Source organism: Allobosea sp., from assembly GCF_017308075.1.
GTDB lineage: Bacteria > Pseudomonadota > Alphaproteobacteria > Rhizobiales > Beijerinckiaceae > Allobosea.
This window is the reverse complement of sequence record NZ_JAFKFX010000023.1, coordinates 176,031-202,685: the sequence shown is the minus strand read 5'-3', so window position 1 is coordinate 202,685 and position 26,655 is coordinate 176,031. Positions and strand designations below refer to the sequence as shown.

27 protein-coding genes are annotated in these 26,655 nt (G+C 67.6%); 9 read left to right on the top strand and 18 right to left on the bottom strand.

The features are described 5' to 3' along the window. Positions 1 to 50: 50 nt before the first annotated feature. Positions 51 to 2,090 (top strand): 4Fe-4S binding protein, encoded by a 2,040-nt coding sequence (locus tag J0J10_RS01885; RefSeq protein ID WP_291644824.1) that lies wholly within the window; start codon positions 51 to 53, stop codon positions 2,088 to 2,090. Between the two features lie 41 nt (positions 2,091 to 2,131). Here J0J10_RS01885 and J0J10_RS01880 read toward each other — a convergent pair whose 3' ends face one another. Further along, positions 2,132 to 2,875 carry a nucleotidyltransferase domain-containing protein gene (locus J0J10_RS01880; protein WP_291644822.1) on the bottom strand — a complete coding sequence of 248 codons (744 nt, stop codon included), beginning with the start codon at positions 2,873 to 2,875 and terminating at the stop codon, positions 2,132 to 2,134. A gap of 447 nt (positions 2,876 to 3,322) precedes the next feature. Here J0J10_RS01880 and minC point away from each other — a divergent pair, with 447 nt between their 5' ends. Genes minC through minE form a run of 3 tightly spaced genes read left to right on the top strand, consistent with a single transcriptional unit; the run spans position 3,323 to position 5,185 of the window. Beyond that, the gene (gene minC / locus J0J10_RS01875; RefSeq protein ID WP_291645268.1) at positions 3,323 to 4,075 is read left to right on the top strand and encodes a septum site-determining protein MinC; all 753 of its coding nucleotides are present in this window, start codon (positions 3,323 to 3,325) and stop codon (positions 4,073 to 4,075) included. A 34-nt stretch (positions 4,076 to 4,109) separates the two neighbouring features. Further along, the gene (gene minD, locus J0J10_RS01870; RefSeq protein WP_291644820.1) at positions 4,110 to 4,925 is read left to right on the top strand and encodes a septum site-determining protein MinD; all 816 of its coding nucleotides are present in this window, start codon (positions 4,110 to 4,112) and stop codon (positions 4,923 to 4,925) included. Then, positions 4,922 to 5,185, top strand: coding sequence for a cell division topological specificity factor MinE (gene minE, locus J0J10_RS01865; RefSeq protein WP_066467971.1), 264 nt, complete (start codon positions 4,922 to 4,924; stop codon positions 5,183 to 5,185). Before minD ends, minE begins: the two co-directional genes overlap by 4 nt. Before the next feature lie 19 nt (positions 5,186 to 5,204). On the opposite strand, the gene J0J10_RS01860 is transcribed toward minE, so the two are convergent. Then, positions 5,205 to 6,482, bottom strand: coding sequence for a c-type cytochrome (locus J0J10_RS01860; protein ID WP_291644818.1), 1,278 nt, complete (start codon positions 6,480 to 6,482; stop codon positions 5,205 to 5,207). Between the two features lie 136 nt (positions 6,483 to 6,618). On the opposite strand from J0J10_RS01860, the gene J0J10_RS01855 reads away from it, so the two are divergent. Both J0J10_RS01855 and J0J10_RS01850 read left to right on the top strand, forming a co-directional pair. After that, on the top strand, positions 6,619 to 6,849 hold the full coding sequence (locus tag J0J10_RS01855) for a sulfurtransferase TusA family protein (RefSeq protein ID WP_291644816.1): 231 nt from the start codon (positions 6,619 to 6,621) through the stop codon (positions 6,847 to 6,849). A gap of 34 nt (positions 6,850 to 6,883) precedes the next feature. Then, the gene (locus J0J10_RS01850) at positions 6,884 to 8,008 is read left to right on the top strand and encodes an Mrp/NBP35 family ATP-binding protein (protein ID WP_291644814.1); all 1,125 of its coding nucleotides are present in this window, start codon (positions 6,884 to 6,886) and stop codon (positions 8,006 to 8,008) included. 10 nt (positions 8,009 to 8,018) lie between these two features. Here J0J10_RS01850 and J0J10_RS01845 read toward each other — a convergent pair whose 3' ends face one another. Continuing rightward, positions 8,019 to 8,696 carry an OmpA family protein gene (locus J0J10_RS01845; protein WP_291644812.1) on the bottom strand — a complete coding sequence of 226 codons (678 nt, stop codon included), beginning with the start codon at positions 8,694 to 8,696 and terminating at the stop codon, positions 8,019 to 8,021. Positions 8,697 to 8,896: 200 nt separating this feature from the next. Here J0J10_RS01845 and J0J10_RS01840 point away from each other — a divergent pair, with 200 nt between their 5' ends. After that, positions 8,897 to 9,298: an SRPBCC family protein gene (locus J0J10_RS01840; RefSeq protein ID WP_291644810.1), complete on the top strand. Its 402-nt coding sequence runs from the start codon at positions 8,897 to 8,899 to the stop codon at positions 9,296 to 9,298. On the opposite strand, the gene J0J10_RS01835 is transcribed toward J0J10_RS01840, so the two are convergent. From J0J10_RS01835 to J0J10_RS01820, 4 genes are all read right to left on the bottom strand, one after another. Continuing rightward, positions 9,295 to 9,417: a hypothetical protein gene (locus tag J0J10_RS01835; RefSeq protein WP_291637273.1), complete on the bottom strand. Its 123-nt coding sequence runs from the start codon at positions 9,415 to 9,417 to the stop codon at positions 9,295 to 9,297. The two genes, J0J10_RS01840 and J0J10_RS01835, sit on opposite strands and share 4 nt — an antisense overlap. A gap of 71 nt (positions 9,418 to 9,488) precedes the next feature. Then, a complete protein-coding gene (gene mobA / locus J0J10_RS01830; protein WP_291644808.1) occupies positions 9,489 to 10,121 on the bottom strand; it encodes a molybdenum cofactor guanylyltransferase MobA in 633 nt (210 codons plus the stop codon). Further along, complete coding sequence (locus J0J10_RS01825) at positions 10,114 to 11,007, bottom strand: formate dehydrogenase accessory sulfurtransferase FdhD (RefSeq protein WP_291644806.1); 894 nt, start codon at positions 11,005 to 11,007, stop codon at positions 10,114 to 10,116. The genes mobA and J0J10_RS01825 overlap by 8 nt, the downstream gene beginning before the upstream one ends. A 26-nt stretch (positions 11,008 to 11,033) precedes the next feature. Next, positions 11,034 to 11,552 carry a DUF2478 domain-containing protein gene (locus J0J10_RS01820; RefSeq protein ID WP_291637280.1) on the bottom strand — a complete coding sequence of 173 codons (519 nt, stop codon included), beginning with the start codon at positions 11,550 to 11,552 and terminating at the stop codon, positions 11,034 to 11,036. Between the two features lie 176 nt (positions 11,553 to 11,728). On the opposite strand from J0J10_RS01820, the gene J0J10_RS01815 reads away from it, so the two are divergent. Then, positions 11,729 to 13,003 carry a peptide ABC transporter permease gene (locus J0J10_RS01815; RefSeq protein WP_291644804.1) on the top strand — a complete coding sequence of 425 codons (1,275 nt, stop codon included), beginning with the start codon at positions 11,729 to 11,731 and terminating at the stop codon, positions 13,001 to 13,003. A gap of 179 nt (positions 13,004 to 13,182) precedes the next feature. Here the strand turns inward: J0J10_RS01815 and J0J10_RS01810 are convergent, their stop codons facing one another. The 9 genes from J0J10_RS01810 to argE all read right to left on the bottom strand — a co-directional run bounded on the left by J0J10_RS01810 (position 13,183) and on the right by argE (position 24,283). Then, positions 13,183 to 14,187, bottom strand: coding sequence for an ABC transporter ATP-binding protein (locus tag J0J10_RS01810; RefSeq protein WP_291644802.1), 1,005 nt, complete (start codon positions 14,185 to 14,187; stop codon positions 13,183 to 13,185). Further along, the gene (locus J0J10_RS01805; RefSeq protein ID WP_291644800.1) at positions 14,184 to 15,200 is read right to left on the bottom strand and encodes an ABC transporter ATP-binding protein; all 1,017 of its coding nucleotides are present in this window, start codon (positions 15,198 to 15,200) and stop codon (positions 14,184 to 14,186) included. The genes J0J10_RS01810 and J0J10_RS01805 overlap by 4 nt, the downstream gene beginning before the upstream one ends. Positions 15,201 to 15,244: 44 nt before the next feature. Beyond that, the gene (locus J0J10_RS01800) at positions 15,245 to 16,189 is read right to left on the bottom strand and encodes an ABC transporter permease (protein WP_291644798.1); all 945 of its coding nucleotides are present in this window, start codon (positions 16,187 to 16,189) and stop codon (positions 15,245 to 15,247) included. Positions 16,190 to 16,196: 7 nt separating this feature from the next. Beyond that, the gene (locus tag J0J10_RS01795) at positions 16,197 to 17,180 is read right to left on the bottom strand and encodes an ABC transporter permease (RefSeq protein ID WP_291644796.1); all 984 of its coding nucleotides are present in this window, start codon (positions 17,178 to 17,180) and stop codon (positions 16,197 to 16,199) included. 172 nt (positions 17,181 to 17,352) lie between these two features. Then, complete coding sequence (locus J0J10_RS01790) at positions 17,353 to 18,954, bottom strand: ABC transporter substrate-binding protein (protein ID WP_291644794.1); 1,602 nt, start codon at positions 18,952 to 18,954, stop codon at positions 17,353 to 17,355. A 158-nt stretch (positions 18,955 to 19,112) separates the two neighbouring features. After that, on the bottom strand, positions 19,113 to 20,075 hold the full coding sequence (locus tag J0J10_RS01785) for an ABC transporter permease (RefSeq protein ID WP_291637295.1): 963 nt from the start codon (positions 20,073 to 20,075) through the stop codon (positions 19,113 to 19,115). 17 nt (positions 20,076 to 20,092) lie between these two features. Further along, positions 20,093 to 21,073 (bottom strand): ABC transporter permease, encoded by a 981-nt coding sequence (locus J0J10_RS01780; protein WP_291644792.1) that lies wholly within the window; start codon positions 21,071 to 21,073, stop codon positions 20,093 to 20,095. Positions 21,074 to 21,309: 236 nt separating this feature from the next. Further along, positions 21,310 to 22,896 carry an ABC transporter substrate-binding protein gene (locus tag J0J10_RS01775; protein WP_465247142.1) on the bottom strand — a complete coding sequence of 529 codons (1,587 nt, stop codon included), beginning with the start codon at positions 22,894 to 22,896 and terminating at the stop codon, positions 21,310 to 21,312. A 238-nt stretch (positions 22,897 to 23,134) separates the two neighbouring features. Then, positions 23,135 to 24,283, bottom strand: a complete 1,149-nt coding sequence (argE, locus tag J0J10_RS01770) for an acetylornithine deacetylase (protein ID WP_291644790.1) — start codon at positions 24,281 to 24,283, stop codon at positions 23,135 to 23,137. A gap of 228 nt (positions 24,284 to 24,511) precedes the next feature. On the opposite strand from argE, the gene J0J10_RS01765 reads away from it, so the two are divergent. Then, entirely contained in the window at positions 24,512 to 25,480 is a 969-nt protein-coding gene (locus tag J0J10_RS01765) for a threonine ammonia-lyase (protein ID WP_291637300.1), read from the top strand. A 51-nt stretch (positions 25,481 to 25,531) separates the two neighbouring features. On the opposite strand, the gene J0J10_RS01760 is transcribed toward J0J10_RS01765, so the two are convergent. Together J0J10_RS01760 and J0J10_RS01755 are read right to left on the bottom strand one after the other, a co-directional pair. Continuing rightward, entirely contained in the window at positions 25,532 to 26,140 is a 609-nt protein-coding gene (locus J0J10_RS01760; protein WP_291644788.1) for a hypothetical protein, read from the bottom strand. Positions 26,141 to 26,248: 108 nt separating this feature from the next. Further along, positions 26,249 to 26,644: a (R)-mandelonitrile lyase gene (locus J0J10_RS01755; protein ID WP_291645264.1), complete on the bottom strand. Its 396-nt coding sequence runs from the start codon at positions 26,642 to 26,644 to the stop codon at positions 26,249 to 26,251. Positions 26,645 to 26,655: the final 11 nt, after the last annotated feature.

The following is a 26,655-nucleotide window of genomic DNA, read 5'->3' as shown; positions in this document are numbered from 1 at the left end:
GCAAGGGCGACGAAAGACGCGCTCGCCAGCTTTCGAGGAATACGGCCCCGATGACCGAAGTCGCACGCACGCTGATGGTCTGCTCGTGCGAGGATACGATGCCGCTCGACGGCGCCGCCCTGCAGCGCGGCTGCAAGGGCGCCGGCATCAGCCAGCACCGTCATCTCTGCCGCAGCCAGATCGAACGCTTCCAGGACATGCTCGCCAAGAGCGAGGCGATCACCGTCGCCTGCACCCAGGAGGCGCCGTTGTTCGAGGAGGTCGCAGCCGATCTCGATTACGCCGGCGACCTCGTCTTCGCCAATATCCGGGAGGCCGCCGGCTGGTCGCGGGAGGCGAAATCCGCCGGCCCGAAAATGGCGGCGCTGCTCGCCGCCGCGAGCGAGCCGCTGCCGCCGGCCAGCTTCACCACGCTCACCAGCAAGGGCGTGGCGCTGATCTATGGCCGCGACGACGGCGCGATCGCGCTGGCGCAGCGCCTCGCCGAGCATCTCGACGTCACCGTGCTGCTGACGCGGCCGGGCGAGATCGCGCCGCCGCGGCTCGACAATTTCCCGGTGCTGAAGGGGACGATCGGCCGCGCGACCGGCTGGCTCGGCGCCTTCGAGCTCAGCGTCGACGACTATGCCGCCCCCTCCCCCTCCTCGCGGGCCAGGCTGGTCTTCGAGGCCCCGCGCAACGGGGCGGTCTCGCATTGCGACGTCGTCATCGACATCAGCGGCGGCACCCCGCTCTTTCCCGCCGGAGATCTGCGCGCCGGCTATCTGCGTGCCGACCCGCGCGATCCTGCCGCGGTCGAGCGCCTGATCTTCGCCGCGAGCCAGCTCGTCGGCGAATTCGACAAGCCACGCTATGTCGCCCTGGACGAGGGGCTCTGCGCCCATTCGCGCGCCAGCCGGACCGGCTGCACGCGCTGCCTCGAGCTCTGCCCGACCGGCGCGATCAGCCCCGCCGGCGACCATGTCGCGATTTCCGCGGAGATCTGCGCCGGCTGCGGCGCCTGCGCCGCGGTCTGCCCGACCGGCGCGGTGACCTACGCCCTGCCGCCGACCGACGCGCTGCTGCGCAAACTGCGCACTTTGCTCGTCACCTATGCCGAGGCCGGCGGCGAGGACGCCATTCTGCTGCTGCACGACGCCGAGCATGGCGAACCCTTGATCGACGCCCTCGCCCGCCATGGCGACGGCCTGCCGGCGCGCGTCCTGCCGCTGCGCGTCAACGAGACGACCCAGCTCGGCATGGAGAGCTTCGCGGCCGCGCTCGCCTTCGGGGCCGCGGCGGTGCGCGTGCTCTCGCGGGCGAAGCCGAAGCACGACCTTTCGGGCCTCCAGCGCAATCTCGACTATGCCAATGCGCTCTCCGACGCACTCGGCTTCGGCGAGGCGCGCGCGGCGCTGATCGAAACCGACGACCCCGAGGCGCTCGGCGCAGCCCTCGCCAGCATCCTGCCCGGCCGGGTCGCGCCGCAGCCGGCCCGGTTCCGGCCGATGGGCGACGGTCGGCCGCTGCTGCGCCAGATCGTCGAGGAACTGCACGCCGCGGCTCCCGAGCCGGCCGGCAGCGTGGCGATGCCGGCCCGCGCGCCCTTCGGCACAGTCAATCTCGACACCGATGGCTGCACGCTCTGCCTCGCCTGCGTCTCGGCCTGCCCGGTCGGCGCGCTCGGCGACGATCCCGAACGGCCGACGCTGAGCTTCCAGGAAGATCTCTGCGTGCAATGCGGGCTCTGCGCCGCGACCTGCCCGGAAAAGGTGATCACGCTCGCGCCGCAAATCGATTTCGACGCCTGGAAGGCCGGCCGCAGGGTCCTGAAGCAGGAGGAGCCATTCCACTGCATCGCCTGCGGCAAGGCTTTCGGGGTCAAGAGCACGATCGAGAAGATCGCCGCCAAACTGGAAAACCGGCACTGGATGTTCGCCGGCGAAGGCGCCAAGCGCGCCTCGATCCTGCGCATGTGCGAGGATTGCCGGGTCGAGGTCGTGGTCAATGAGAGCTTCGACCCGCATCTGGCGCCGCAGCGCCCGCCGGTGCGCACCACCGACGATTATCTGCGCGAGCGCGCCGAACGCGGCGAGGATCCGCTGCAATAGGCCAGCCTGATAGCACGCTCCGGCCCACGGGACAGCCAAATCTAGGCGCGGCAGAGCGGAGAAGCGCGGCGGTAATCGCCATCGAACAGGCGTCCGCCATGAGGCGCCAGCTCCTCCTCGGCCAGGGCGATAACCTCTTCGCAGGCGCCAGCCGCGAAAAGGGCGCGAAAGGCGGCGTCGCAGCGCCCGGCGAGGCCGGCATCCGCCTCGGCGAGCCGGCGCGGCCCCCATTTCCCGGCTCCGTTCCAGCGCCCACGCCGGCGCAGGGCGAGCTCGACCAGGCGCGGATACAGCATGGCGCCGATCGCCAGGGTTTCGGCCGGGCTCCTTTCGCCACGCAGATCGTCGATGGCGTCGGTGATCTCATAGCGCAGGACGTTGAGCCTGGCGGGCGGCAGGCGCGGCGGCCCCTCGGCAAGCCGTCGCGCGACATCCCGCTGCAGAGCGGCTGCGCGGTCGCGAGCGTCGCCGATGACCACACCTTCGGCGATCATATGCAGCAGGCTGGGATTGCCCTGCGCGATATCGGTCTCGATGAACCAGCCCAGCGTCTCGCGGTCATGGACGAAGGCCTCGACCGGGATACCCTCGGCCAGGAACGATTCGCGCCAGGCCGCCTCAAGCTGGTCGTAGAGGACCACGAGGTCGAGATCGGAGAGGCGCGTGCCCTCGCCGCGCATGATCGAACCCGCGGCGAAGGCGAATGCGGCGCCGGCATAACGCGAGGCGAACACCGCCTGAGCCACGGCGAGCGCCTCTGACGGGGTGGGGCATCCTGCAAACATCGCTCTCTCCGATCGATCCGCGGAGATAGCCGCTCTGCACGCCCTTGTCCGCCACCTGCAGGGGCGGTCGATCGCCGCGCGGCTTGCAAGCCTGCCACGCACGCGAATCGGCCGATGCGCCGTCCCGACTCGACCGCCGTTCCGAGCGCGCCCGATCGCGCCCCTCCAAGGACGCGCCACGCCCGCAAAATCGGGCTTCCGGACGGCCAGACCGCCCGATCGGCCGCGCTCAGGGACGCCCCCTGCGGACCGCCGGCCGGCCAGGCCTCCTACCCGCCAAAGCGGGTTTTCAACAGCGCGCAGACATTTCCCAACGCCATGATCGGAAAGGGATTTTCCGCTCGCCGTACAATTTCCGCCACGCCTGTTCCGATGGGGCAGCGGCGAATGTTTTACCGCTTGTTAACCATTCCCTGGCTACATCCGGGAAACGCAAAATTAACCAAGATGACCAACGTGTTAACCCAATCTCGGCCGATACGCCTCAAGGGGCGATCCTATCTCGCGCTGACGCTGAACCCGGAGCTGCCCTTCGAGGATTGGCTGACGCGGCTCGACGATCTCGCCGCCCGCTCCGCCGGCTTCTTCCTGCGGCGGCCGGTGGTGCTCGACGTCGAAGGCCTCGAGATCGACCGCCAGCAGCTGCGCGATCTGGTCGCCCAGCTTTCGGCGCGCAAGGTACGGATCATGGGCATCGAGGGCGCGCGGCCGTCCTGGCTCAGCCCGGATCTGCCGCCGGCCATGTCCGGCGGGCGCGAGGCTGCGGATTTCGAGGCTCCGGCCGCCGAGGAGGCGAAGGAAGCCGTGGTCGTCGAAAGCGCCGAGTCTGCAGAAGAGTTGGTTCCCGCCGAGCCGCAGCCCGTGAAGGCGACGCCTTCGATCGTCATCACCCAGCCGGTGCGCTCGGGGCAGTCGATCATCTTCACCGAAGGCGACGTGACCATCGTCGGCTCGGTCGCATCGGGGGCCGAAGTCATCGCCGGCGGCTCGATCCATATCTACGGCACGCTCCGCGGACGGGCTATGGCCGGCACGATGGGCAACGCCTCGGCGCGCATCTTCTGCCGCAAGCTCGAAGCCGAGCTCGTCGCAATCGACGGCTACTACAAGACGGCCGAGGACCTGGAGGCCGACCTCCACGGCAAGACCGTCCAGTTCTGGCTGGAAGGCGAAACGTTCAAGGTCGGAGCACTCGCCTGAAATGACGGCGCATCCACATCAACGGGAGAGGTCCATGGGCAAGGTCATCGTAGTCACATCGGGCAAGGGCGGCGTCGGCAAAACGACCTCCTCCGCCGCGCTCGGCGCCGCCCTCGCGCAAAACGGCGAGAAGGTCGTGGTCGTCGATTTCGACGTCGGCCTGCGCAATCTCGACCTCGTCATGGGGGCCGAACGGCGGGTGGTCTACGACCTCGTCAACGTGATCCAGGGCGAAGCCAAGCTGGCGCAGGCGCTGATCCGCGACAAGCGGGTCGAGACGCTCTACCTGCTCGCGGCCTCCCAGACCCGCGACAAGGACAATCTCACGCAGGAAGGCGTCGAGAAGGTCATCGCAGCCCTGAAATCCGCCTTCGACTGGGTGATCTGCGACAGCCCGGCCGGCATCGAGCGCGGCGCGACACTCGCCATGCGCCATGCCGACGTCGCCATCGTCGTGACCAATCCGGAAGTCTCCTCGGTGCGCGATTCCGACCGCATCATCGGCCTGCTCGATTCCAAGACGCTGAAGGCCGAGAACGGCGAGCGCATGGAGAAGCACCTGCTGCTCACCCGCTACGACCCGGTCCGGGCCGAGCGCGGCGACATGCTGAAGGTCGACGACGTCCTCGAGATCCTCTCGATCCCGCTGCTCGGCATCATTCCGGAAAGCATGGACGTGCTGCGCGCCTCCAATGTCGGCTCGCCCGTCACGCTGGCCGACAATCGCAGCGCTCCGGCAATCGCCTATTTCGAGGCGGCCCGTCGCCTCAAGGGCGAGGCCCTGCCGGTCGCCGTCCCCGGCGAGAAGCGCAGCTTCTTCGGCAAGATCTTCGGAAGGAAAGCGGCATGAACTTCCGTCGCCTGTTTTCCCGCTCCCAGTCGGCCCCTGCCGCGCGCGATCGGCTGCAGGTGCTGCTCGCCCATGAACGCGCCACGGTCGGCGGTTCCGATCTCGTCACCAAGCTGCGCGAAGAGATCCTGCGCGTCATCGCCAAGCATGTGCAGATCGACGACGAGAAGGTCACCGTCAAAATGGAGCGCGGCGCCAAGGTCTCGACCCTCGCCGTCGACATCGAGATCCCGTTCGATGCGGGCAAGAAGGCGGCCTGAGGGCCGCCTTTTCTTTTGCTCAGCGCGTGACCTTCTCAAGCCAATCGACCAGCGCCTGCCGATCGGCCGCCGAGCCGATGGTCTGCTCGGGCATCTTGGTGCCGGGCGTGTAGGCATTGGGGCCGAGTTCGAACAATCTGGACACCGTCTCCTTGCTCCAGACGATGTCCATGCCCTTCAGCGCCGCCGAGAAGGCATAGCCCGGGGCGGTGGCGATGCGGCGGCCGAAGATGCCGTGCAGCGTCGGTCCGGCGCGGTTGCCATCGGCAGGCGTCAGGGTGTGACAGGCGGCGCAGGCGCGGAAGACCTCGGCGCCGCGCTCGCCCTTGAAGGCCGCGAGCGCATCCTCCCCGGCCCGCGGCACGACCGTGCCGACATGCTCGCCGGTCACCGCATTCCAGCGCCTGACCAGCCGGTCGGCCCCGCCGGAGAGGAGCTCACGCCCATCGGGCAGAAAGGCGAGCGACCAGACCGGCAGGCCCGGCCCGATCAGGGTGGCGCGGATCGCCCGCGTCTGGCGCTCGATCAGGGCGACCTGGCCGCGCAGCCCGCCGACCGCGATCGTCGCGCCATCGGCGGAGATGGCGAGCGCGATCAGCGGTGTCTCGCCGATTGAGATCTCGGCCCGCGCCGAACCATCCGGCCCGAACAGGCGCAGCCGGCCATCGGCGGCGGCGACCGCGATCTCGCCATCGGGCGCGACGACGACACCGTTCATCGGCGCCGGCACGGTGACGACGACAGGCACGCCGCCTTCGGCCGGCCAGATCCGCAAACTCGCATCATAGCCCGAGGAGACGAGCCCGCCCCCCGGCAGGAAGGCGACGCCGTTGACCGGCCCCTTGTGGCCTTCGAGCACCCGCACTGCGCCATCGGCGAGCGCGGTGATCCGCACCGTCTCGTCCCAGGAGGCGGAAGCGAGCCGCGTGCCGTCCGGCGAAAGCGCCAGCGCCGCGACCTGCCCCTTGTGCCCGTCAAAGACCTTCGCCGGCTCGGCGGCTGCGCCCTGCCAGAGCGCGATCTTGCCGTCCTCGCCGCCGGTGGCGAAGCCGATCCCCTTGATCGCAACCGCGGCATTGATCGCGCCCTGATGGAAGCGCAGCACCGTCTCGGCGCTTCCGGCACCAAGGTTCCAGAGAATCGCCGACTGGTCGAAGGAGCCGGTCAGCGCCCGCCCGCCATCGGGGGCGACGGCGACCGCCCGCACCGGGCCGCCATGGCCGCGCAGTTCCTGGGCGGAGGTGGCGGCAGACAGGAGGGTGAGCAGCGCGAAAAGGGCGGTCCAAAGCGTTCTCATGCCGCGATCATGTCGCAGCTTGCGGCCTTGGCAAGGCACTCGCAGCACTTCGCCACGGCGGAGCGTTGAAGGGCCGCAGTTGCCCCGGCACGAAAAGCCGTCATATGAGATGCATCGTTTTCGACAGGCTGCGCCGATGACCTCGATCCCGCTCAACCTGCGGGGCCTCAAATGCCCCCTCCCCGCCCTGCGCGTCCGCAAGGCGCTGAAAGGGGCCGAGCCCGGCGCGCTCTTCCTGGTCGAATGCACCGATCCGATGGCCGCGATCGACATCCCGAACCTGATGCGCGAGACCGGCGACAGCATCGAGCAAAGCAGCGCCGAGGACGGTCTGCTCGTCTTCCATATCCGCAAAGCGGCGGCCTGACGCCGCCAGCCTGCAGCAACCGGAGCCCGCGACCGTGGCCCTCTCCCGAAACGACATTCTGCGCGCGCTCGAACTGGTGAAGCTGCCGGCGAGCGGGCAATCGCTCGCCGCCTCCGGCCGGATCGGCGACATCCTGATCGACGACGGCAAGATCATCTTCGCCATCGGCATCGACGCGACCGAGGCGGCGGCGATGGAGCCGGTGCGCAAAGCCGCCGAAAGCGCGGTCAGCGGCCTGCCGGGCGTACGGCAGGTGCTCGTCGGCCTGACCGCCGACAAGGCGCCCTCCGCCGGAGCGTCGGCCGCGACCCAGGCCCGCCGCCAGGCGCAGGCCGGTCCGGGCGGCGCCGTGCCGAAGGCCGCCGGCGTGCCCGGCGTCAAGCAGATCATCGCGGTCGCCAGCGGCAAGGGCGGCGTCGGCAAATCGACGACGACAGCCAATCTCGCGGTGGCGCTGGCGACGCTCGGCCTCAAGGTCGGCGTGCTCGACGCCGATATCTACGGCCCCTCGGTGCCAAAAATCTTCGGCATCTCCGGCAAGCCGCGCCTGGTCTCCGGGCGCACGCTCGCGCCGATGGAGGCCTATGGGCTGAAGATCATGTCGATCGGCTTCCTGATCGACGAGGAAACACCGATGATCTGGCGTGGGCCGATGGTGATCTCGGCGATCACCCAGATGCTGCGCGAGGTCGCCTGGGGCGAGCTCGACGTGCTGGTCGTCGACATGCCGCCCGGCACCGGCGACGCCCAGCTGACCATGGCGCAGCAGACCCCGCTCGCCGGCGCCGTGATCGTCTCGACGCCGCAGGACCTCGCTCTGCTCGATGCCCGCCGCGGCGTCGCCATGTTCAGGAAGGTCGAGGTGCCGATCCTCGGCATCGTCGAGAACATGAGCTATTTCGTCTGCCCGGAATGCGGCCATCGCTCCGACATCTTCGCCCATGGCGGAGCCCGGCACGAGGCCGAGCGGCAGGGCGTGCCCTTCCTCGGCGAGATCCCGCTGGCGATGCCGATCCGCGAGACCTCCGATGGCGGCCGACCGATCGTCGCGAGCGACCCGGACAGCGCCCATGCGAAAGCCTATCTCGCGATCGCGCGGCAGGTCCGGGATGGGCTGAGCGGCCCGGTGCGGGCGGCGCCGCGCATCGTCATCGAATAGGCATCAGCCCTTACGGCGCCCGCACCAGCAGCACTTCGACACGCTGGTTGCGGCTGCGTCCGTCGGACGTTGCATTGGCGGCAATCGGCTCGCGGCCGCCCCGCCCTTCGGCGCTCAGCCGCGATCCGTCGCTGAGCCCGCCGCGCAGCAATTCGGCGAGGGCGCTCGCACGGGCGCTCGAAAGCGCCTGATTGTCCTTGTACCGGCCTCCCCTAGGCGGAGCCCGGTCATCGGTATGCCCGACGACCTGCACCGCGCCCGGCTGCCGCTCGACCACCGCTGCGATCCGACGTCCGGTGGCGGTGAAGCCCGGCAGCAATGCGGCGCCGCCGGGCTCGAAACTGCCGGAGGCGGCAACACGGATCGCGATATAGCCGCCGAAAGGATCGACCGTGACGGCACCGCTGGCGATCTCAGCAGCGAGCTCGGCCCTGATCCGCGGCAACTGATCCGGCCGCGGATCAGAGCCGGGGGCGCTCGCGATCGAAGGCTGAGACGAAAGGGCCGCCTCCCCGGCCGGATGCAGCACGGCGGCAGGCGGTGCTTTCGGCGCCGTCAGCGGCGCCGGAAAGAACAGATCGAGCAGCCAGAGCGTCACGGCCGCAACCGCCAGCACGCCAGCGACGAACGCCGTGCCATAGCCGGTGATCCGAACGATTTTTCTCGAAAGCTCGGCGGTATCGCTCATCGACCCAGATTCCACTGTCCTTCCATGCCGCCGATCCCGGCCAGGACAGCGCTCCCCGCGAGCGATGCGCATGCGGCGAATCCAGCGGCAGCGACCGGACCACGCTCCAGCCCGGCTTGCAAGCGCCCGCACCCTCTGGCGCCGGCCGGCGGCAGGCACTACCGTTCGCCCTATGTTCCAGACAATGGAGGAGACTCGCCATGGCAGTGCAGCCGGCGCGCCATATCGGCATCGGAATCGAGCGCCCTTTCGCGGAAGTCTATGAATTCCTGGCCGAGCCGGCCAATTTTCCGCAATGGGCTTCCGGGCTGGGCGATGGATTCGAGCCCGCCGGTGGGCACGACTGGCGGGCCCGGACGCCGATGGGGCCGATGACGCTGCGCTTCAGCCGCCACAATGATCATGGCGTGCTCGACCACAGCGTCATCCCGGACGATGGCGAGCCGATGCACAATCCGATGCGGCTGCTCGCAAATGGCGATGGCTGCGAGCTGGTCTTCACGCTCTACCGGCGCCCCAGCATGAGCGAGGACGAGTTCGCGCGCGACGCCGCCTGGGTGTCGCGCGATCTCGCAAAGCTCAAGGCCTTGCTGGCGGGTTAGAGCCGGACGCCGCTGGTCGCGAAGGCGACCTCGACCGGGCGCTGGAAGTGAGCAAGCACCAGGCTGGCGCCATAGGCGGCGGCAACGGCGAACACGACGGCGAAGACGAAGGACTTCATGCTGCTTCCCCACGAGAGCATGCCAATAGGCAGAGCTTATCAGTTGAAGCTAGTCACTCCGCCAAAGGCGATCAAGCAGTGCCGAGCCGGGCATGGAGTCGCTCCGCCTCGGCCAAGTCCTCCGGGCGATTGGCATTGAAGAAGGGATCGACCGGCTCGCTCGGCCATTCGGCACTGGCGACGCCGTGGCGGGCGGTCCAGCGGTCGATCTTGCGCTCGTCCTCGACGGTCAGCGCATGGCGCAGCGCTTCGCGCAGCGTAACCGGCCAGAGCCCGATCACCGGATGCGTCCAGCCGCCCGAGGCGGCGCAGGCCAGCGGTACGCCGGTGGCGCTGCGAGCCGCATGCAGCCGCGCGACCAGGTCCTTTGGGATGAAGGGCGTGTCGGCGGCGACGCTGACCATCCAGTCGATGCCCGGACGGTTCTGCGCCAGCCAATCGAGACCGGCGAGGATTCCGGCGAGCGGGCCGGCGAAATCCGGCACGCTGTCGCCGGCGACCGGCAGGCCGTATTCGGCGAAGCGCGCCGGGTCGCCATTCGCGTTGATCAGCAGCCCGTCGCATTGCGAGCCGAAGCGCTCGATCACATGCGCCAGGATGGTGCGACCGGCGATGGTGCGCAGCGGCTTGTCGCCGCCGCCCATGCGGCGGGCGAGTCCGCCGGCCAGCAGGAGTCCGAGCGTCGGAGGGTGTGGCTCAGTCATCGCCGCCGGCGCCCTTGCGACGATGCTTGCCGCCCTCCTCCTCGACCGTCTCGGGATCCTGGTCGAAGACGATGCGATCCTCGCCGGAGAGCGCGATGAAGCGCTTGCCGCGTGCCCGGCCGATCAGGGTCAGCCCGGCCTTGCGGGCGAGCTCGACGCCCCACTCGGTAAAGCCGGAGCGCGAGACCAGGATCGGGATGCCCATGCGCACCGTCTTGATCACCATTTCCGAGGTCAGGCGGCCGGTGGTGTAGAAGATCATCCTGCCGGGGTCGACATCATGGCGGAACAGCCAGCCGGCGACCTTGTCGACGGCATTGTGGCGGCCGACATCCTCCATATAGACCAAGGGCTTGTCGCGCTCGCAGAGCACGCAGCCATGGATCGCGCCGGCTTCCAGATAGAGCGAGGGCGTGGTGTTGATCTTGCGCGTGAGCGCATAGAGCCAGCTGGTGCGCAGCTCGGCCTCGGGCAGCTCGATCTCGTCGATCGCCTCCATCAGGTCGCCGAAGGCGGTGCCCTGCGCGCAGCCCGAGGTCAGCGTCTTCTTCTTCAGCTTCTGCTCGAAATCGGTGCGCTCGGGCGTGCGCACCACCACGACCTCGAGCTCCTCGTCATAGTCGACCGCCTCGACGAGGTCGCCGCGCTTAAGCATGTTCTGGTTGAGCAGATAGCCCAGCGCCAGATAATCGGGATGGTCGCCGATCGTCATCATGGTGACGATCTCCTGGGCGTTGAGATAGAGCGTCAGTGCCCGCTCGGTGACGACCCGGGTCTCGACCGCAGCCCCGCTCTGGTCGATGCCGCGCACGGTGGCGCCGAGTCGCGCCGCCGCGGGGTCAGGGCGGACGAGGTAGTCGTCGAGGAAGTCGCCACCGGTCGGCAAGGTATCACGAAGCTCCGCGCAGGCGGTCAGGCAGGCTGGCGCAGGCAGGACAGCGCCCAGCCTTCGATGGCGGCGCGCTCGGGCGGCAGACGCTGCCAGGCCTCTCCGACGAACTCGCCCCAGGCGCCGAGCATGTCCTCGCGCACCGCGGTCAGGAGCGGTAGCCCGCTGAGGAAACCGGCGGCGATCTCGGCCCTCAGACCCTGGCCGAGCGCCTCCTGCTTGCCGAACTTGTTGATGATCAGCAGATCGACGGTGCCGTCGATCGCGCTCGCGACCGCCCCGCCGGCGGCGGCGAGCCCGGCAGCATCGAGCCGGCAGCCGGTCGCGCCGGCGCCGCGGTCCTCGCTGATCGCGAAAATCCGGCCGGAGGCGAGATCCTCCAGCACCATGCTGGCGCAGCCGCTGCTGCAATCGTCCTGATTATGCTGGACGACGCCACCGAGCCGAACCTCGCCCTGCCTGAGGCAGGCGGCGACCTCCGCCATCAACTCGTCGATGGGGAAGCCGGAAGCGTAGACGATCGCGGCAAGCGGAGTGGTCATGTCGACCTTTCATCTCACGGAATCCGGCCTTCGGCCAGTGCGCATTCGCCGCATCGGCCAGCATTTGCGCCGCCGAGATGCAGCGGCACTGTTGCACCGCACCTACAGTCGGCCGCGGCGACAAACGCTAAGGTAGCAAAGGCTGGCGCCGGCGATCCCTCCGGAGACGCGGCCTCGTGCTCGAACGCGTACCGCCGATGACCCGCCCGAACGCCCAGATCCCGCTCGATCCCGCCGCCTCCGCGGCGTTGCTGCTGCGCCGTATCGGCTTCGCGACGCTGGCGCTCGCCCTGCCGCTCGCATCGCTGGTCTCGCGCCGCGCCGCAGTGGTGCTGGCGCCGATCGGGGTCGTGCTGCTGGTCATCGCCGCGCTGATCGAGAACCCCTCCGAATTCGGCAATAATCTGAAGAGTTCGCTATCCGGCCTCGCCGGGCTGACATTGCTGGCGCTGGTGGCCTGGGCGGTGCTGTCGCTGGTCTGGAGCCCCTATACGGGCTCGGCCAGCGAGAAGGCGGGCAACCTCTTTCTCGCCGTGCTGCTCGGCTTTGCGGGGGCGGCGGCCCTGCCCGAACGGATGCGCGCCTCCAACCTCAATCTCGCCGCTCTCGGCACCGGGCTCGCGGCGCTGCTGGCGCTTGGCCTGCTGCTGACCGAGGCGCTGAGCCCGGCGGGTTCGCGTGCCGCCAACGAGGCCGGCAGCGTCGAGCGCGGTGTCAGCGTCGTGCTGATCATGTCCTGGCCCGCCCTGGCCTGGCTCTTGTCGCGCGAGCGCGGACTGACCGCGCTCGGCCTCGCTCTCGTCGTCGGCCTGCTGGCATTGACGCGCTTCGAGGATGGCGAGGCGGCCGCCATGCTGTTCGGCGCCATCGCCTTCGGCGCGGTCAGTGCCGATCGGCGCGTCGGAGCCAGGCTGGTCGGCTGCGTCGTCGCGGGGCTGATGCTGCTTGCGCCGCTATTGCCCTTCCTGCTGGCGCCGATCCTGCGGCTTTCGCCGAACGCCTTCAGCACGGTCGCCGTCGGGCTCGACATCTGGGCCGATATCATCTCGAGCCGACCAATCCAGCTGATCACCGGGCACGGGCTCGACACCGTGCTGCGCGGCCGCGTCACCGGCGCGCTGCCGCTGGAAGTGCCGACCACAATCCTGTTCGAAACCTGGTACGAGCTCGGGCTGGTCGGTGCGGCCACCGCGGCGCTCGCCCTGTATTTCGCCATCACCGCCGCCGGCCGCATGCCCGGCGCTCTCGCAGCGGGCGGCGTCGCGGCCTATGCCACCGCCTTCTCGCTGGCGGCGCTCGGCTTCGCCTCGTTCCAGACCTGGTGGCTGATGACGCTGACGGCCGTCGCCCTGCTCTTCACGGCGATCGCCCGCGGCCAGTACCGGACCGAGCGCCCCGTCGCGCCGCTCAGCCGGCGGCCGAAGGCGCCGAAACTGCCTGCTGGGCAGTAGCGCCGGAGCTGCCTCGTCATTCCGGGACAGGCCGAGAGGCCTGGGCCCGGAACCCGGGAACATCAAGGTAGAGGACGGCGCACCGCGATCGCGGCACGCCGCCCTGGATCGTCGTGTTCATGGGTTCCGGGCTCGCTGGTTCGCGTCGCCCCGGAATGCCGAGGTGGTTCTTACCCCCCCTAAGCCGCCTCCCGGCCCCGGTTCACCGCATGACAGGCGACGCCGTCGATGGCCGGCGGATTCTCGACCCGGCAGCGGTCGAAGACCAGCGGACAGCGGGGATGGAAGGTGCAGCCCGATGGCGGGCTGATCGGGTTCGGGATCTCGCCCTTCACGCCTTCGCGCGGCTTGCCGACCATGGCGAGATCCGGCACCGCATCGAGCAGCATCTTCGTGTAGGGATGGCGCGGCGCGGTGAAGAGCTGCTTGCCTTCGGAGACCTCGACGAGGCGGCCGAGATACATCACGCCGATCCGCGTCGCCATGTGCCGGACGACGGCGAGATTGTGCGAGATGAAGAGATAGGTCAGCCCGAATTTCTGCTGCAGATCGCGCATCAGGTTGAGGATCTGCGCCTGCACGGAGACGTCGAGTGCCGAGGTCGGCTCGTCGCAGACGATGAATTCGGCATTGGAGGCGAGCGCGCGGGCGATCGCGATGCGCTGGCGCTGGCCCCCGGAGAATTCATGCGGGAACTTCTTGCCGTCGTCCGGATGCAGGCCGACCAGGCTGAGCAACTCGCCGACGCGGCCCTCGATCTCGCGATCCCCCTGGATCAGGTCGAAGGCACGGATCGGCTCCGCGATGATCCTGCCGACACGCCAGCGCGGGTTCAGCGAGGCATAAGGGTCCTGGAAGATCATCTGGATACGGCGGCGCAGGCGCTGGCGTTCCTGGGCAGCGGCAGGATCGGTCATCGAGACGCCGTCGATCGAGACGGTGCCGCCGGAAGGCGGCAACAGGCCGACGACCATGCGCGCCACGGTCGACTTGCCCGAGCCGGACTCGCCGACAAGCGCGAAGGTCTCGCCCTTGCGGATATCGAAGGACACGCCGTCGACCGCCTTGAGATATTGCTTCGGGGCGCTTTCGATCACCCGGTTGAGCCAGGGTTTGGAAACGTCGAAGACGCGCTTCAGGTCACGGACCTGGACATAAGGGGCCGAAGAGACGTCCTGGGTCACGCGGCGATCTCCGCTTTGTCAGTCGGGTTCTGGCCGTTCGGGGCCTTCGACTGGTCGTAGAGGTGGCAGGCGACCTGACGGCCGCCGACATCGATCAGCTCCGGCCGCTCGACGAAACAGCGGTCGAAGGCCTTCGAGCAGCGCGGGTTGAAGGCGCAGCCCTTGGGGATGTTGGAAAGGCGCGGCATCGAGCCGGGAATCTGGACGAGCCGCTCGGCATCGCCCTCGATCGAGGGGATCGCGCCCATCAGCCCGACGGCATAGGGGTGGAGCGGCTGCTTGACCACGTCGCGGACCGGACCGATCTCGGCGACGCGGCCGGCATACATCACCGCCACGCGGTCGGCGGTCTCGGCGATCACGCCCATATCGTGGGTGACGAGCATCACCGAGGTGCCGCGCTCCTGACAGAGCCGCTTGATCAGGGCGATGATCTGGGCCTGGACGGAGACGTCGAGCGCCGTCGTCGGCTCGTCGGCGATGATGAACTCGGGTTCGGCACAGAGGGCGAGCGCGATCACGACGCGCTGGCGCATGCCGCCGGAGAACTCGTGCGGATAGCCGTCGATGCGCCGCTCCGGCGCGGGAATGCCGACCTCGTCAAGCAGGGCGATGGCGCGTTTGCGGGCATCGGCTGCATTGAGATCGGTATGGGTCTGGATCGTCTCGATCAATTGCTCGCCGACCCGGTAGAGCGGGTTGAGGCTGGTCAGCGGGTCCTGGAAGATCATGCCGATGCGCTTGCCGCGGATCTTGCGCATCGCATCCGGCGGAAGATTGTCGACACGCTCGCCCGAGAGCAGGACCTGCCCGCCGGCGATCCGGCCGGGCGGATCGATCAGACCGATGATGGCCGATCCGGTCACCGACTTGCCGGCACCGGATTCGCCGACCACGCCGAGCACCTCACCACGGGCGACGTCGAACGAGACCTTGTCGAGGGCGCGCAAGGTGCCGCGCCGCGTCACGAACTCGACGGTCAGTTCGTTCACCGAAATGACGGGCTGGGTCATCGCTGCTCCGAAGGCCTGGACAGAATTGGGGGGCGGTTCATCTCTTACCTCAGCTTCGGATTGAGCGCGTCGCGCAGCCAGTCGCCGAACAGGTTGATCGACAGTGCGAGCAGGATCAGGACGAGCGAGGGGAACAGCAGGATCCACCACTCGCCCGAGAACAGGAATTGCTGGCCGAAGCGGATCAGCGTGCCGAGCGAGGGCTGCGTCGGCGGCATGCCGACGCCGAGGAAGGACAGGGTCGCCTCCTCGATCACGGCGAGCGCGAGATTGATCGTGGCGATGACCAGCACCGGGCCGGCGACATTGGGCAGGACGTGCTTCAGCATCACCGGCCAGGCCTTCAGCCCGATCAGGCGCGCCGCATCGACATAGACCTTGTTCTTCTCGACCAGGGTCGAGCCGCGCACGGTGCGGGCATATTGCGCCCAGTTGGCGAGACCGATGGCAATGACGAGGACGAACAGCGTCGCTTGTTCCTGCGCTGCCGGCGGAATCAGCCCGCGCGCCACGCCGAAGACCAGCAATGCCACCAGGATCGCCGGGAAGGAGAGCTGGATGTCGGCGATGCGCATGATCAGCGCCTCGGTGCGGCCGCCGACATAGCCAGCGACCAGGCCGAGGCCGACTCCGATGATCAGCGAGAAGACCACCGAGGCCGCCCCGACCAGCAGCGAAACACGCGAGCCATAGAGAATGGCCGAGAAGATGTCGCGTCCCTGGCCGTCCGAGCCGAGCCAGAACACCTTGCCGGTGATCTCGTTGGGCTGCATCGGCCGCGAGAACCCGTCGGAGAGGTCGAGCGAGGCCGGATCGAACGGATCATAAGGCGCGATCAGCGGCGCGAAGACCGCGGCCAGCACGAGCAGGAGCGCCATGATGCTCGCCACCACCGTGACCGGCGAGGAGCGGAAGGAATAGGCTAGATCGGAATCCCAGAACCGGGCGAGGCGGCTGGGCGGGATCACGGGCAGATGTTCGTCGCTCATCGCCGCCTCACTTCGCCGGAACCGCGGAGCCCGACCGCAGACGCGGATCGAGGGCGACATAGACCAGATCGACCAGGAGCGAGGTCACCACGAAGACGAAGGCGACGAAGAGCAGATAGGCCGACATCACCGGCACGTCGACGAACTGCACGGCGTTGACGAAGAGCGCGCCGAGTCCCGGCCACTGGAACACCGTCTCGGTGACGATGGCGAAGGCGATGACCCCGCCGAGCTGAAGCCCGGCGATGGTGATCACCGGGATCATGGTGTTGCGCAGAGCGTGGCGGAACTCGATGCGGCGCTCGGGAATGCCGCGGGCCCGAGCGAAGCGGATGAAATCGGCCCGCATCACCTCGAGCATCTCGGAGCGGACGAGGCGCATGATCAAGGTGAGCTGCAGGAAGCCCAGCGTCAGCACCGGCATGACCAGCGACTTCAGGCCGCTCGTGGTCAAAAGCCCGGTCGACCACCAGCCGATCTGCACGGTATCGCCACGGCCGAAGGAGGGCAGCCAGCGCAGCTCGACCGCGAAGATGTAGATCAGGCCGATGCCGATCAGGAAGGTCGGCAGCGAAACGCCGATCAGCGAGATCGACATGACGAGGTTGGCGAGCCAGCCGTCGCGGCGGATCGCGGCATAGACGCCGAAGGCGATGCCGACCACGAAGGCGAAGATCGCCGAGAGCACGGCGAGCTCGACCGTCGCCGGCAGGCGTTCGATGATCAGCGAGGAGACTTTGCGGCCCTGGCGATAGGAGATGCCGAAATCGCCCTGCGCCGCATCGGCGATGAAACGGGCGAACTGCACGGGCACGGGATCGTTGAGGCCGAGGCGCTGCGTCAGCTCGGCGCGATCCTGCAGCGTCGCCTCCTGGCCGAGCATGTTGACCACGGGATCGCCGACGAAGCGGAACATCGAGAAGGCGATGAAGGCGACGGCGACCATCACCACCAGCCCCTGCATCAGCGAGCGCAGGATATAGGCGAGCATAGCGCCTTACTTTCCAAACACCGGAGGAAAACCAAGGTTTCGCGCCGTCATCCCGGCCGAGGCGCCGAGATCCGCCATAGAGCGTTCCGTTCTACGATGGATCCCGGAGCTGCGCGGCTTCACCGCTTCTCCGGGACGACGGCAAGGGTTCACAAGCCCTCCTCCCAGACCGCTACGAGCCCTTGAACGAGACCATCTTCAACTTGGGCTGGTTCTGAACGTCGACGGGCACGTCCACCGTCGAGTTCATGCCGTAGCTGAGCGTCTGATGGTGGATCGGCAGGTAGATCGTCTCGTCCTTCACCTTCGCCCAGATCTTGGCGATGGCGGCGTCGCGCTTGGCGATGTCGATCTCCTTGGAGAGCGACTGGATCTGCGCATCGACATCCTTGTCGGAATAGCCGGTCGCGTTCCAGCTGCCCTGCGAGCCGGTGCGGCTATGGTACATGTAGGAGAACACATAGTCGCTGTCGAAGGTCGGAACGCCCCAGCCGACGAGATAGAACTCGGTCTCCGGCGGGTTCTTCTGGATCAGGTTGAAGTGGATCGACTTCGACTGCGAGACCAGGTTCACCTTGACGCCGATCTGGCCGAACATGCCGACGGCCGCCTGGCAGATGCCCTCATCATTGATGTAGCGGTCGTTCGGGCAATGCAGCGTCACCGAGAAGCCGTTGGGGTAGCCGGCCTCGGCGAGCAGCGCCTTGGCCTTGGCGACATCGGTTGCCGGCGCCGCGTCGAGCTCCTTGGTCCAGCCATTGGCGAAGGGCGGCAGGATGATGCCGGTCGGGATCGATTCACCGCGCATCACGACGCGCTGGATGGCCTGGCGGTTGAGCGCCATGTTCATCGCCTGGCGGACGCGCTTGTCGGCGAAGGGGTTCTTGCCCTCGACATTGTCGCCCTTCAGGTCCTTCGACGCGACGTCCATGCCGAAGAAGATGGTGCGGTTCTCGGGTCCGGTGGTGACGCGGACCTTGGGCTGGCTCTTCAGCCGGGCGATGTCCTGCACCGGCACGTCCTGGACGAGGTCGACCTCGCCCGAGAGCAGCGCCGCGATACGGGTCGCATCCTGCTTGATCGGGACATAGGTGAGCTCGGTGATCTCGAGCGGCACCTTCGCCTTGGCCCAGTAATTGTCGTTGCGCTTCATCACCGTCTTCACGTCGGATTCACGCGAGACGAGGATGAAGGGGCCGGTGCCGTTGGCGTTGCGGACGGCGTAATTCTCTTCCTTGTTCTTGAAGTCCTGCGCCTTGGTGGCGTTGTTCTTCTCCGCCCAGGCCTTGCTCATGATGCGGATGGCGGAGGTGTTGTTGACCAGGAGCGGGTTCGGCCCCTTGGTCTTGATCCGGACGGTGAAGTCGTCGACCTTCGTGACCTTCTCGACCGAGGTCAGGTAGCCCTTGAAGTCCGAGGTCGGCTGCATGGCGCGCTCATAGGAGAACACCACGTCGTCGGCGGTGAAGGGCGAGCCGTCATGGAACTTGACGCCCTCCTGCAGCTTGAACTCCCAGATCGTCGGATCGTCCGGCAGCACCTTCCAGGACGAGGCCAGCAGCGGATGCAGCTTACCGGCATGGTCGCGCTCGGTCAGGCCTTCATACATCTGCTGGTTGACCGTGGTGGTCAGGCCCTCATTCTGGCCATGTGGATCGATGGTCAGGGCATCGCCGGCCGAGGCCCATTTCAGCGGCCTCGCCTCGGCGGCGCCGAGCGCCAGCGCCGAGACCCCGATCAGTGCGGCAGCGACGGCAAACATACGCGGTTTCATCGTAGAGAACCTCCCGGTCGCGGCCCTGCTCCAAGGCCGGTGAAGGGCGAGATGTTAGGGCTGGGCCCCTTGTCTGTCACGGGTCTAATCTGCGCGCAGCACATGGCGGAAAGTGGCACTTGCCTGTCTCGTAGGCACCGCGCGCAGAAGGTTTCGCCTCATCGCAGCCTCGGATTGAGGGCATCGCGCAGCCAGTCGCCGAGCAGGTTCACAGCGAGCACCAGGATCGCCAGCGTCAGGCCCGGAAAGGCGACGATCCACCAGTCGCCCGAGAACAGGTAGCGGTTGCCGATCGAGATCAGCGTGCCCAGCGAGGGCTGGGTCGGCGGCAGGCCGACGCCGAGGAAGGACAGGGTCGCCTCGGTGATCACGGCAAGCGCGAGATTGATGGTGAGGATGACCAGCACCGGGCCGATCACGTTCGGCAGGACATGGCGCAGCATGATCAGCGGCGCCGGCAGCCCGACCAGCCGTGCCGCCTGGACATAGTCCTTGTTGCGTTCGACCAGGGTCGAGCCGCGGATGGTGCGGGCATATTGCACCCAGAAGCTGAGGCCGATCGAGATCACCAGCACATAGAGCGCCGTGTCCTCGCGGTTGGCGCCCTGGAAGATGCCGCGCACGACGCCGTCGATCAGCAGGGCGATCAGGATCGCCGGGAAGGTGAGCTGCACGTCGGCGATGCGCATGATCAGCGAGTCGACCCGGCCACCGAAATAGCCGGCGAGCAGACCGAGCGTGATACCGATCGTCGCCGCCAGCGCCACGCCGAGGCCTCCGACGATCAGCGAGACGCGCAGCCCGTAGAGGATCGCCGAATAGAGATCCCGACCCTGGTCGTCGGTGCCGAAGATGAACTTCGGATCGCCACCGGCCTGCCAGGCCGGCGGAATATTGGCATCGGAGAGGAAGACGCTGGCCGGATCGAAGGGGTTGGTCGGCGCGATCCAGGGCGAGAAGGCAGCGCCGATGAACATGACGAGCACGATTACGGCGGCGACCATCGTCACCTTGGAGCGCAGGAAGCTGGCAAGGATGTCGCTGTCGAGGATGCGGGCCCAGAGCGAGGGCGGCTCGCTCGACGGGGCGGCGGGAGTAGAGGGCGGGGTCTGGGCGGCCATGGCTTTGTCTCCCGCCTTCAATGCGCGCCGACCGTCGCGCGCAGGCGCGGGTCGACCGCGGCGTAGAGCAGGTCGACGATCAGGTTGATGGTGACGAAGAGGAACGAGATCAGGATCAGATAGGCCGCCATGATCGGGATATCGACCTGCTGAACCGCCTTCAGGAAGAGCAGGCCCATGCCCGGCCACTGGAACACCGTCTCGGTGATGATGGCGAAGGCGATGATCGAGCCGAGCTGGAGGCCGGCGATGGTGATGACCGGTACCAAGGTGTTCTTCAGGGCGTGACCGAAATGGATGGCACGGGTCTTGAGGCCGCGCGCCCGGGCGAATTTGATGTAGTCGGTGCGCAGCACCTCCAGCATCTCGGCCCGGACGAGGCGCATGATCAGCGTCATCTGGAACAGGCCGAGCGTGATCGAAGGCAGGATCAGCGCCTTCCAGCCCGAGGCCGTGAGCAGGCCGGTAGTCCACCAGTTGCCGATCTTGACGACCTCGCCGCGCCCGAAGGAGGGCAGCCAGCCGAGCGTCACCGAGAACAGGTAGATCAGAAGGATGCCGATCAGGAAGGTCGGCAGGCTGATGCCGATGAGCGATACGGCCTGGAACAGCTTGGCGAGCCAGCTGTCGCGGCGCAGCGCCGTGTAGACGCCCATGGGTATGCCGACGAGCAGCGAGAACAGCGCCGACATGAAGGCGAGCTCCAGCGTCGCCGGGGCGCGCTCGCCGAGCAGCATGATCACCGGCAGACGGAACTGGTAGGAGACGCCGAATTCGAGCCGCGCCGCATTGTAGATATAGCGCGCGAACTGGACGACGACCGGCTCGTCCAGCCCGAGCGATTGGCGGATCTGCGCGACCTGCTCCTGGGGCGTGTCGAGCGAGACGAGCTGGTTCACCGGGTCGCCGACGAAGCGGAACATGGCGAAGGCGATCAGCGCCACCGCCAGCATGACGAGAAGCGACTGGAACAACCGACGCAGAATGAATGCGAGCATGATCGCCTTGGTTCTTTAAACGCGAAACCCGTCGGCACCGGCGAGCCGGATAGCCCTCCGTCACCGATACGCGTCGTCACCCCGGAAACAGCAAAGCCGTAATCCGGGGCTCCATCGTGGAGCGCAACGCCCCCGATCGATCCCGGATCGACACGGCTACGCCGCTTGTCCGGATGACGGCGCGGGTGAGTCGACGGGAAGAACGGTGCGCGGCCTAGGCCGCGCACCGCACGCCGTCACTCCTTGGTGGCGTAATAGAGCAGCACCGAATTGTCGGCGCGCTGAGCGAGCTTGACCTTCTTCGACACGCCCCAGGCCAGCGCCTGCTGGTGCAGCGGGATGTAGCCGAACTCATCGACCGAGATCTTGTAGGCTTCCTTGATCATCGCGTCGCGCTTGGCGGTGTCGGACTCGACAAGGATCTTGTCGGTCAGCTCGTCGACCTTCTTGTTGCAGTAATTGCCGAGATTCGACTCGCCGCGCGAGGAGCCGGCGACATCGCGGCAGCCGATGATGTCGTGCAGGACGTTGTGGCTGTCGAAGGTGCCGGGCGTCCAGCCGAGCAGGTAGAACGAGGTCTTGTAGCCACCGGACTTCAGCACCTTGGCGAAGTACTGGCCCTTGGGCTGGGCATTCAGGTTCACCTTGATGCCGGCGCGCGCCAGCATGCCGACCACGGCCTGGCAGATCTGGCCGTCATTGACGTAGCGGTCGTTCGGGCAGTCCATGCCGACCTCGAAGCCGTTCGGATAGCCGGCTTCGGCCAAGAGCTTCTTCGAGGCTTCGGTGTCGAACTTTGCGCGGGTGAAGCCGGCATGCGGGAACAGCTCCGGCGCGATCATCAGGGCCGAGGGCGTCGAGAGACCACGCATGACGCGGCTCTTGATCGTCTCGATATCGATCGCCTGGAAGAAAGCCTGGCGGACGCGGACATCCTTGAAGGGATTCTTGCCCTTGACGCTGGATTCCAGCAGCTCGTCACGGGTCTGGTCCATGCCGAGGAAGATGGTGCGCAGCTCCGGCCCGGTCAGGACCTGAGCGTTACCCGAGGCGTTGACGCGCTGGATGTCCTGGATCGGAACCGGCTCGATCACGTCGACCTCGCCGGAGAGCAGGGCCGCGACGCGCGTCGCATCCGAGGCGATCGGCGTGAAGACGATCTCCTTGATGTTGCCCTCGATCTTCTTCCAGTAGTTCTCGTTGAGCTTGAAGACGGTCTTCACGCCCGGCTGGTGGCTCTCGATCTTGTAGGGGCCGGTGCCGTTGGCGTTCAGCGAGGCGTGGCTCGGCGTGGTCGCGGCGGCCGGCGTCGGGGCGACGGCGTTGTTCGCCTCCGCCCACTTCTTCGACATGATGTACCAAGTATCCCACTGCGCGTTCAGGATCGGATTCGGCGCAGTCAGGATGATGTCGACGGTATGGTCGTCGACCTTGACGAACTTGGCGCTGGTCGGGACGCGGGTGGTGAAGTTGGAACCCTGCGAGCGGACGCGCTCGGCCGAGAAGATCACGTCATCGGCGGTGAAATCCTCGCCGCCATGGAACTTGACGTTCTTGCGCAGATAGAAGCGCCACTTCAGGCCGTCGGGGGAGATCTCCCACTTCTCGGCAAGGGCGGGCTCGATCTTGAGATCCTTGCCGCGCGCCGTCAGCCCTTCATAGGGGTGACCGAGATGGGCGTTGGTGGTGGTCTCGTTGACGGTATACGGGTCGAGCGACTTCAACTCGCCCTGGTTGGCATAGCGCAGCGTCTGCGCCTGAGCCGTACCACACATCAGAGCCAGCGCCGCTACGGCCGCCAGGCAATGGGTCTTGAAGGACATGAAGCGCGTTCTCCCGATTTGTTGTTACCGCTCCTCCCCAGGAGCGGGACCCGGATCGCCGCACAGACTGGCGACGATCCGAGGAAGGCGGCAGATTAGAGGTGCTTCGAAGCCCGCGTCCAGTGTGCGCCGCACGCTTCGCCCCGGATCGAACTTTATTGCGAAACAAAACGTCGCAACGCACGTTCGTGCGAGTCCGTGGCCACTTTCCCGCGCAAACACCCCTCGCCCTGCGTCGTCAGCGGGCCAGATCCGCGATCAGCGCACGAACGAACGCGGTTCCGGCGTCGAGCTGGGCGACGGTGATGAACTCGTCCGGCTGGTGTGCCTGGGCGATGTCGCCGGGGCCGCAGACGACGGTCGACCAGCCCGCCGCCTGGAACAGCCCGCCCTCGGTGCCATAGGCCACGACATGGCTGCCATTGTCGCCGGTGAGGCGACGTGCCAGCCCTTCGGCCGCCCCCTCCTTCTCCGGCGCGAGCGGCGGCGTGTAGGAGGTGATCTCCATGGCGATGCCGGTCTCCGGCGCAATCGCCTTCATCGGCGCCTCGAGCTCGGCCATCCTCGCGCGATAGCGGGCGACATAGTCGCTGTCGTCGCCCGGCATGACGCGGACCTCGTGGCTGAAGGCGCAATGCTCGGCGGTGATGTTGACCGCCGTGCCGCCCTCGACGACGCCGACATGCAGCGTCGAGTAAGGCGGCTCGAAGGGAACGCCCGGCTGCACCTTGGCCTTGTTCTCCTCCATGACCTCGTCATGCCAGGCGATCAGCTTGCCGGCGACCATCACGGCGGGCACGCCGATGTCGACGCGGCTGGAATGCACGGCATGGCCGCGCACCGTGGTCTTCATCCGGGTGCCACCCTTGTGGCCGGTGACGACCTGCATCATCGAGGGCTCGCCGACGATCACCGCCGAAGGCTTGACCCCGGCGGCCGCCATGGCGTCGATCAGATAGCGGGCGCCGATGCAGCCGACCTCCTCGTCATAGGACAGGGCGATATGGACGGGCCGCTTCAGCCCGGCGGCCAGCATATCCGGCACCAGGGCGAGCGCGATGGCGTCGAAGCCCTTCATATCGCAGCTGCCGCGCCCATAGAGCTTGCCGTCGCGCTCGGTCAGCGTCCACGGGTCCGAACTCCAGTCCTGCCCCTCGACGGGGACGACATCGGTATGGCCGGAAAGGACGACGCCGCCATCCGCCTTGGGGCCGATCGTCGCGTAGAGATTGGCCTTGAAGCCATCGGGGCTCGGCACGATCGTGCTCTCGACACCGTGGGCCGCAAGGTAGTCGCGGCAGAAATGGATCAGTTCGACATTGCTGCGCTGCGATTCGGTGTTGAACGAGACCAGCTTGGCCAGCATTTCCTTCGGGGTGTAACGCACGGGCAGATTTCTCCAGGGACTGGCCGACAGGCATGAGCCGGGAGGCAGGCTACGCCGGCACCGCGCAAGGTCAATCGCCGGCGATGGCCCGCCGGCGCCCGTGCGAACGCATGACGGCCGCCCTCCGGCACCGCCCGAAATGCCCTGGCCATGCGCGCGCCGCGCTTGACCAGGCCGGGCCCGACGCGCTGTTGTGCCGACCGAGCAACGTCCTCTCGTGAGTCCGCCATGTCCTTCGACGTCACCCTCGCCGACATCCAGGCCGCCGCCAGCCGCATCGCCGGCAAGGTCAGGCGGACGCCGACCTTCCTCAGCGCCGGCCTGTCCGAGCGGCTCGGCGTCGAGACAGTGGTCAAGGTCGAGAGCCTGCAGCTCGCCGGCTCGTTCAAGGTACGCGGCTGCTACAACAAGCTGCTCGGCCTCTCGGATGCGGAAAAGGCCCGCGGCGTCGTCACCGTCTCCGGCGGCAACCACGCCATCGCCGTCTCGCTGGTGTCGAGCCTGCTCGGCATCAAGGCGCTGGTGCTGATGCCGAAGAACGTCGCGCCGCTGAACATCCGCCTGACTAAGGAAGCGGGCGGCGAGGTCGAGCTCTGCGAGGATTCGATCGCCGCCTTCGCCAAGGCCGAGGAGTACGAAGCCAAGGGCATGACCAATGTCCATTCCTATGACGACCCTGCGATCATCGCCGGCCATGGCACGGTCGGCCTCGAACTCGCGGCGGACGCCGGCGGCCGGCTCGACCATGTCTTCATCTCGATAGGCGGCGGCGGCTTCTCGGCCGGTGTCGGGGCGGCGCTGAAGGGGCTCGACCCGGCGGTGCGCATCCACGGCGTCGAGACGGAGGGCGCGACGACGATGACGCAGGCGCTCGCAGCCGGAAAGCCGGTGCCGATCCGCCCGACCTCGATCGCCCGCACGCTCGGCGCTCCCTTCGCCACCGAGCGGACCATGGCGGCGGCCCGGGATTTCCTCGAGGAGATCGTGCTGGTGCCGGATGCCGACGCCGTGCGCGAATTGCTCTGGGTGCTGCAGAACGGCCGCGTCCTGCTCGAGCCGGCCGCCTCCTGCACGGTCGCGGCGGCGCTGGCGCGCAAGGACAGCTTCAAGCCGGGCGATCGCGTCGCGCTGGTCCTGTGCGGCTCCAATGTCGCGCTGGAGGACATCGAGAGCTGGCGCCAGCAATTCGGGCTCTGAAACCACTTAAAGCCGGGAGCCCAGGCGCTCGTCGTGCTCCCTGCACGATCGTCAGGGAACGACGACGCCGCGGGCCCGCCCGCCAGCGACACGGCAAGAGCACCCGCCGCCGAGTTCAGCTGGGTTGATCAGCTGGCAGGTCCGGACCGGCGTCCGGCAATAGCCGCCGATCCCTCTCGAGATCGGCGCCGCATAGACCGGTGCAGCGTAATAGGGCCGCGCATAGTAGGGCCCGCCGTAATAGTCGCCGCCATAGTAGCCGGGCGTGTCGTAGTAGTAGGACGAGCCATAATAGGGATAGGTCGCGGCGGCGCCGATGAGCGCCCCGGCAGCCAGTGCGCCTGCCCCCCAGCCCCAGTAATTGTTGTAGTAGCCGCGGCGCCAATAGGCGGGCCGCCCATAATAGCCGCCGCCATACCAGCGGGCCGGCCGATAGCCCCAGCCGACCCCACCCCGATAGAAGCCGCCACCGCGATAGACAGCGCCCCGATAGCCTCCGAAACCCGCTCCGGCGAAGCCGCGGCCACCATAGCCGAAACCGCCGCCTCGCACGCCGCCGCCATGGACCGCCCTGTCGCTCAGGGCCTGTGCCGGCGCGTCATCGGCCATGAAGCTCGAAAAAAACACTAAAGAAGCGGCGAGAACGATCAGGCGGCGCATGGCGGCCTCCCATTCAAAGCGATGGCGATTCAGCCCGAACGCACGAAGCCGACGCGCGTTCCATCCTCTCGAAAGCGCCTGCCGAAAGCTCGGAAGCACCCCCCGAACTCAGCGACGATACTGCTCTTCCGTAACGTGATCCAGCCATTTGACGGTCTCCCCGTCGAGGCGCTCCTGCAGGGCGATATGGCTCATCGCGGTCGCCGCAGTGGCCCCGTGCCAATGTTTTTCGCCGGGCGGGAACCAGACCACATCGCCGGCCCTGATCTCCTCGACCGGCCCGCCTTCGCGCTGAGCCCAGCCGCAGCCGGCGGTGACGATCAAGGTCTGGCCGAGCGGGTGCGTGTGCCAGGCCGTGCGCGCGCCCGGCTCGAAGGTGACGTGCGCGGTGGCGATGCGCGCGGGATCCGGCGGATTGAACAACGGGTCGATCCGGACCTGGCCGGTGAAGTATTCCGCCGGGCCCTTGCCCGAGGGCTGCGATCCGCTTCGCTTGATTTCCATGACGTCCTCGC

Bases quoted from the DNA above. Each gene is read 5' to 3' on its own strand.
- J0J10_RS01775 (WP_465247142.1), bottom strand. From the start codon at position 22,896: ATGTCCTTCAAGACCCATTGCCTGGCGGCCGTAGCGGCGCTGGCTCTG.
- minC (WP_291645268.1), top strand. From the start codon at position 3,323: ATGACCAACGTGTTAACCCAATCTCGGCCGATACGCCTCAAGGGGCGA.
- J0J10_RS01805 (WP_291644800.1), bottom strand. From the start codon at position 15,200: ATGACCCAGCCCGTCATTTCGGTGAACGAACTGACCGTCGAGTTCGTG.
- minE (WP_066467971.1), top strand. From the start codon at position 4,922: ATGAACTTCCGTCGCCTGTTTTCCCGCTCCCAGTCGGCCCCTGCCGCG.
- minD (WP_291644820.1), top strand. From the start codon at position 4,110: ATGGGCAAGGTCATCGTAGTCACATCGGGCAAGGGCGGCGTCGGCAAA.
- J0J10_RS01835 (WP_291637273.1), bottom strand. From the start codon at position 9,417: ATGAAGTCCTTCGTCTTCGCCGTCGTGTTCGCCGTTGCCGCCGCCTAT.
- J0J10_RS01780 (WP_291644792.1), bottom strand. From the start codon at position 21,073: ATGCTCGCATTCATTCTGCGTCGGTTGTTCCAGTCGCTTCTCGTCATG.
- J0J10_RS01795 (WP_291644796.1), bottom strand. From the start codon at position 17,180: ATGCTCGCCTATATCCTGCGCTCGCTGATGCAGGGGCTGGTGGTGATG.
- J0J10_RS01785 (WP_291637295.1), bottom strand. From the start codon at position 20,075: ATGGCCGCCCAGACCCCGCCCTCTACTCCCGCCGCCCCGTCGAGCGAG.
- J0J10_RS01860 (WP_291644818.1), bottom strand. From the start codon at position 6,482: ATGAGAACGCTTTGGACCGCCCTTTTCGCGCTGCTCACCCTCCTGTCT.
- J0J10_RS01755 (WP_291645264.1), bottom strand. From the start codon at position 26,644: ATGGAAATCAAGCGAAGCGGATCGCAGCCCTCGGGCAAGGGCCCGGCG.
- mobA (WP_291644808.1), bottom strand. From the start codon at position 10,121: ATGACTGAGCCACACCCTCCGACGCTCGGACTCCTGCTGGCCGGCGGA.
- J0J10_RS01800 (WP_291644798.1), bottom strand. From the start codon at position 16,189: ATGAGCGACGAACATCTGCCCGTGATCCCGCCCAGCCGCCTCGCCCGG.
- J0J10_RS01765 (WP_291637300.1), top strand. From the start codon at position 24,512: ATGTCCTTCGACGTCACCCTCGCCGACATCCAGGCCGCCGCCAGCCGC.
- J0J10_RS01880 (WP_291644822.1), bottom strand. From the start codon at position 2,875: ATGTTTGCAGGATGCCCCACCCCGTCAGAGGCGCTCGCCGTGGCTCAG.
- J0J10_RS01855 (WP_291644816.1), top strand. From the start codon at position 6,619: ATGACCTCGATCCCGCTCAACCTGCGGGGCCTCAAATGCCCCCTCCCC.
- J0J10_RS01760 (WP_291644788.1), bottom strand. From the start codon at position 26,140: ATGCGCCGCCTGATCGTTCTCGCCGCTTCTTTAGTGTTTTTTTCGAGC.
- J0J10_RS01790 (WP_291644794.1), bottom strand. From the start codon at position 18,954: ATGAAACCGCGTATGTTTGCCGTCGCTGCCGCACTGATCGGGGTCTCG.
- J0J10_RS01840 (WP_291644810.1), top strand. From the start codon at position 8,897: ATGGCAGTGCAGCCGGCGCGCCATATCGGCATCGGAATCGAGCGCCCT.
- J0J10_RS01845 (WP_291644812.1), bottom strand. From the start codon at position 8,696: ATGAGCGATACCGCCGAGCTTTCGAGAAAAATCGTTCGGATCACCGGC.
- J0J10_RS01885 (WP_291644824.1), top strand. From the start codon at position 51: ATGACCGAAGTCGCACGCACGCTGATGGTCTGCTCGTGCGAGGATACG.
- J0J10_RS01820 (WP_291637280.1), bottom strand. From the start codon at position 11,552: ATGACCACTCCGCTTGCCGCGATCGTCTACGCTTCCGGCTTCCCCATC.